This is a genomic window from Micromonospora globispora (genome assembly GCF_003857015.1).
Classification (GTDB): Bacteria; Actinomycetota; Actinomycetes; order Mycobacteriales; family Micromonosporaceae; genus Micromonospora; species Micromonospora globispora.
The window spans coordinates 1-4486 of record NZ_QGGF01000035.1 but is presented as its reverse complement, the minus strand read 5'-3'; the positions used below and the strand labels follow the sequence as shown (position 1 = coordinate 4486).

The following is a 4486-nucleotide window of genomic DNA, read 5'->3' as shown; positions in this document are numbered from 1 at the left end:
GTCGGCGCCGGAGAAGTCCTGCGCGACCTGCTCGCCGCCCCCCCCATCCCCCGGGTGCGGCTGACCCAGATCTTCCGCCAAGCCGCCCAGTCCGGCGTCGTCACCAACGCCCACCGCATCAACGCCGGCCGCCCACCCCTCCTCCGAGGCCTGCCGGACTTCTTCCTGTTCGCCTGCGACGACACCGAGGCCACCGCCGCGCTCACGGTCGACGTCGCCTGCACCCGCATCCCCGCCAAATTCGGCCTTGACCCGCGCCGGGACGTGCAGGTCCTCACCCCCATGCACCGCGGCCCCGCCGGCGCCGGCGCGCTGAACACGCTGCTGCAGCAGCGGCTCACCCCGTCCCGCGAGGGCCAGCCCGAGCGGCGCATCGGCGGGCGGGTCTTCCGGATCGGCGACAAGGTCACCCAGATCCGCAACAACTACGACAAAGGCCAAGCCGGCGTCTTCAACGGCACCCTCGGCATCGTCACCGCCCTTTCCACCGAGGAGCAGACCCTGACCGTACGCACCGACGAGGACGAGAGCATCGACTACGACTTCGACGAACTCGACGAACTCGCCCACGCCTACGCCATGACCATCCACCGCTCCCAAGGCTCCGAATACCCCGCCGTCGTCATCCCCCTGACCACCAGCGCGTGGATGATGCTGCAACGCAACCTGCTCTACACCGCCGTCACCCGCGCCAAACAGCTCGTCGTCCTCGTCGGCTCCCGCCGCGCCCTCTCCGCCGCCGTACGCACCGTCGGCGCCGGCCGCCGCCACACCGCCCTCGACCACCGCCTCACCTGACACCAGCCAATCGAACACCTGCACGATGCCGTGGTGGAAGACGTGGCCGGACGGTGGTGGAACGGAATCTGGGGACGCCTGGCCCGCCGCGACGTGTGGCTGACCCGCGAAGTCCGGTGGAAGGTCATCGCCCGCGCCGGGGACAGCGAGACAGGTCAGGTGCTGCGGTGGGAGTTCGACACCGAAACCGAGGCCCGCGCCATGGTCGAACGTCTCCTCGCCGCCGACGCCGGCGGCACCTGGCGCCAGCAGACCGGCGACGCCGCCTCACCCCCGCCTCGCTGATGGCACGCCGCCCGGCCGGCGGCGGCGATTTCGCCAGGTTCGCGGCCGGGGTCAGTGGCCGGTGGCCAGGTCGGCGTACGCGCTCGGGGGCCAGACCGCGAGGATCTTGGGTCGCATGGTGGCGCCGAGGCGGTGGTAGAAGCGCTGCGCGTCGGCGTTGTCGACCTCCATGCCCCAGCGGATGAGTAGTTGCGCGGGTGCGGCCAGTGCGGCGAGGGCGGCCATGAGCTGCCGGCCGGCGCCGGCGTCGCGGTGCCCGGGGCGGACGTAGAGGTCGTCGAGGTTGAGCACGTCGCCGCCGGTCCACAGGTGCAGTTGGCGGACGGAGGAGACGTAGCCGACCGCCCGGCCGCCGCGCTCGGCCAGCAGGACGATCACCTCGGGGCGTGCGAGCAGGACGCGCCACTGCTCGTCGGTAACGTGTACCTGCGCCGCCTGGCCCTCATGGGCGGCGATCTCGCGGACCATCGCGGCCACGTCGGCGGCGTCATCCGGCGTGGCCCGACGGATCGTGACCTCGGTCATCGCGGGCTCCTCTCGTGGGGTGGGGTGGACGGGGCGGACACGGCGGCGGGAGCGGGCAGGACGGCTACCGCCGCCGCGGTCGGGTTTACGCGACGCCGCAGGTGTCACCGACGTCGCCGGGCTGGGGCGGGGCGTCAGCAGTGGGCGTACTCGTGCGGGCGTAGCAGCATGGCCACGGCCATCGCCGGGAGCATGAGCAGGTGGCCCCACAGCATCAGGGTGCCGGTGTCGATGAGCTCGAGCGCCAGTGGCACGAACAGCACCAGGAAGGGCACGTACATGGCCGCGCCCATCTCGGCGATGGGCCGCCAGCGGTGGCCGCGGAACTTCATCCACGCGGACATGGCCACCGTCATGTTCGTCGCCATGATCAGCGCGCCGGTGTACGGGTTGTGCATCAGTGCGGCGGCGCCGAGGGCGTCGAGGGCGAACATCCACACCGGGTGCAGGACCACCATGCCGACGGCCATCGCCACGACCATCTCGGCGAAGTGCAGGGCGAACTTCTTGGCGCTCAGGCGGTGGCCGTTGTGCGCCACGGCGTCGGTGGGCGCGGGGGCTGTGCTTGGGGTGGCGGGTTGGCTGTGCATGGCATGTCTCCAGGGATGGGCGTGGGTTACGGGACGAGGGCGTAGCCGGCCTCGTCGACTGCGGCGGCGATGTCGGCGCGGTCGACTGGCTGGGAGGCGGTGACGGTGACGTTGCCGGTGGCCAGGTCGACGGTGACGGACTCGACGCCGGCGACACTCGAGATCTCCTCGGTGACGGAGCGGACGCAATGCGCGCAGGTCATGCCGGTGACTTCGAACGTGGTCGAGCCGATGAAGGTGCGGGGCGTGCCGGAGAGCATGGGGAACTCCTCGAGGTGCTGGTGGTGCGGTCAGGTAGAAGAGTCGGCGCGGGGGTGGGTGCGTCTCACCGGGGAAATCGCCGGGTTTTCGCCGGGATCGGCCAGGTCAGTGGCCCTGCCTGCCGGGACCGTGGCCGCTGGCGCCGGTGCCGGGCTTGCCACCGAGCACGGCGAGCGGGGTGAGGATGGGTGGCGGCTGGCCTTCGACCGCTGACTTCGTCGGGTTGGCCGGGCGCGGGGGTCGGGCAGCGATGGGCATGGACGTGCTCCGCTTCTCTTGGAAGGGGTGGCGAGGCACCGAGCTGCCTCGGGCATGGTCGTTCTGAGCGTTCGCAGGTGCTGAGCCGGGGGGTCCGGCGTCGCGGTGGCCGCCCAGGTGGGGCGGCCACCGCGGTCCGCGGCTGGTCGAAGGCTGGGTGGGGGCTCAGCCCACGGATGCCATGTCCTGGATGGGGCCGATCGTCGCCTTCGTGTCGGCGCGATCGCCGGCGATGTCGAAGGTGACCAGCGCCGCGCGGGCCCTGGCTTCATCGGCCAGGCGACGGGGCTTGCGAATCCTGAATCCGCGAGGCGACCACGACCAGCCAGATCATCCACGCTACGTCCAGGACGAAGGCCAGCACGATTGCGATCGTCTCCGTTTGCGAGAAGCCTGCGGAGCCGACCACCCAGCCCTGCACCAGGTAGGTGAGGCCGGAAAGCCCCATCAGGTGGGCTAACGGCCGCGGGAGCCATGCCGTCCGCATGACTGCGGCTGCGAACAGGAGCAAAGCGAGGCCCAGTGCGAAGTTTTGGTAGCTCCTCACCCCCCACTCAAGCCAGCGGATTGCCTCGGCGCTCGCGAAGCGCGCCGCCTTCTCGGCGTCCGGGGCGCTCGCCCACGCGTTCACGGCCTGCTTGAGGGCGACCCCGTCAACCGCCTGGAGGACGGCGTACAGCGCCAGCGTCGCCACCGCCGAAGCGGCACCGAATCGACCCGCCCATCTCGCCGTTCCAGCCTGAACGTCCAGGGCGAAGAACAGGGCGAGCAACCCTGCGAGGAAGATCGCCATGCCCGCGAACTGGCCGAGGTGCACGGCTGTCCAGATCCCGCTGCCGGCGTACTCGGCGAACACGGCGGAGTGGTTATTAGCGTCCCCAGCGGCGTGGAACTGGGTGACCACGATGTACAGGAGTTGTCCCACGAGCAGCAGCGTGGCGGACAGGCGCAGCGACGTGCGACGCGCCAGGGGTTCGGTGTGCGCGGGGGTGGCGCTGAGGGCGGGAAATGTGCTGGACACGGCAGGCCTCCAGGTTGCGTGAGGGATGGACGGTGTCACGGGGCGAGGACGTAGCCCGCCTCGTCGACGGCGGCGATGTCGGCGCGGTCCACGGGGCGAGAGGCGGTGACGGTGACGGTCCCGGCGGCCAGATCGACGTTGACGGAGCCGACGCTGTCGACGGCGGCGATCTGCTCGGTGACCGCGCGCTGGCAGTGCGCGCAGGTCATGCCCTCGACCTCGAAGGTGGTCGAACCGATGAAGGTGCTGGACAGCAGGGAAGCTCCTTGAGGTGCTGATGCTGGTGCGGTCAGGTACAAGAGTCGGCGCGGGGGTGGGTGCGTCTCACCGGGAAAATCGCCGGGTTTTCCGCCGGGATCGGCCCGGTCAGTGACGGTGCGCCCCGTGCCCGTGGCCGGTGACGGCGGCACTGGGCTTGCCACCGGGCACGGCGAGCGCGGTGAGGACGAACAGGGCGGCAAGGACGCGTACGGCCATGGCGACCAGGCCGCCGAGGATCACGGTGGGGGCGCCGTAGCAACCGAGCTGTGCGCCGCCGGCGCATGCGGCGACTGGTGCCCGTGGGCGGGGGCCGCCGGCTCGGCGGCGAGGTCGGCCGACATGGCTCCTGCTCGGAAGCGGGGGTGGTGGTCGGCTGCCACGTTCGCCGCCGGCATGATCACTCACGCCGGTGATTTCGCCGGGTCCTGATCCGGGACTTGTCCGGCGCGCTCGGTACCGTCGGACTCATGTTGGCCGGACGGGAACC

General features: G+C 71.2%; 9 protein-coding genes. 2 read left to right on the top strand and 7 right to left on the bottom strand.

The annotated features are described in order from the left end of the window. Both DKL51_RS01030 and DKL51_RS01025 read left to right on the top strand, forming a co-directional pair. Positions 1-798: ATP-dependent DNA helicase (locus DKL51_RS01030; RefSeq protein ID WP_185734661.1), on the top strand; the 798-nt coding region annotated here is incomplete at its 5' end. Between the two features lie 33 nt (positions 799-831). Next, positions 832-1083, top strand: a complete 252-nt coding sequence (locus tag DKL51_RS01025; protein ID WP_109943751.1) for a hypothetical protein — start codon at positions 832-834, stop codon at positions 1081-1083. A gap of 51 nt (positions 1084-1134) precedes the next feature. Here the strand turns inward: DKL51_RS01025 and DKL51_RS01020 are convergent, their stop codons facing one another. The 7 genes from DKL51_RS01020 to DKL51_RS36050 form a co-directional block, all read right to left on the bottom strand. Continuing rightward, a complete protein-coding gene (locus DKL51_RS01020) occupies positions 1135-1608 on the bottom strand; it encodes a GNAT family N-acetyltransferase (RefSeq protein WP_109943746.1) in 474 nt (157 codons plus the stop codon). 134 nt (positions 1609-1742) lie between these two features. Continuing rightward, positions 1743-2198 carry a hypothetical protein gene (locus DKL51_RS01015; RefSeq protein WP_124811622.1) on the bottom strand — a complete coding sequence of 152 codons (456 nt, stop codon included), beginning with the start codon at positions 2196-2198 and terminating at the stop codon, positions 1743-1745. Positions 2199-2224: 26 nt separating this feature from the next. Continuing rightward, positions 2225-2458, bottom strand: a complete 234-nt coding sequence (locus tag DKL51_RS01010) for a heavy-metal-associated domain-containing protein (RefSeq protein WP_109947103.1) — start codon at positions 2456-2458, stop codon at positions 2225-2227. 106 nt (positions 2459-2564) lie between these two features. After that, a complete protein-coding gene (locus tag DKL51_RS34615; protein ID WP_165823231.1) occupies positions 2565-2717 on the bottom strand; it encodes a hypothetical protein in 153 nt (50 codons plus the stop codon). A gap of 268 nt (positions 2718-2985) precedes the next feature. Beyond that, on the bottom strand, positions 2986-3738 hold the full coding sequence (locus tag DKL51_RS01005; protein ID WP_207784002.1) for a DUF4386 family protein: 753 nt from the start codon (positions 3736-3738) through the stop codon (positions 2986-2988). 35 nt (positions 3739-3773) lie between these two features. Beyond that, positions 3774-3977 carry a heavy-metal-associated domain-containing protein gene (locus DKL51_RS01000; protein WP_165823232.1) on the bottom strand — a complete coding sequence of 68 codons (204 nt, stop codon included), beginning with the start codon at positions 3975-3977 and terminating at the stop codon, positions 3774-3776. 127 nt (positions 3978-4104) lie between these two features. After that, positions 4105-4239: a hypothetical protein gene (locus DKL51_RS36050; RefSeq protein ID WP_260428324.1), complete on the bottom strand. Its 135-nt coding sequence runs from the start codon at positions 4237-4239 to the stop codon at positions 4105-4107. Positions 4240-4486 lie beyond the last annotated feature (247 nt).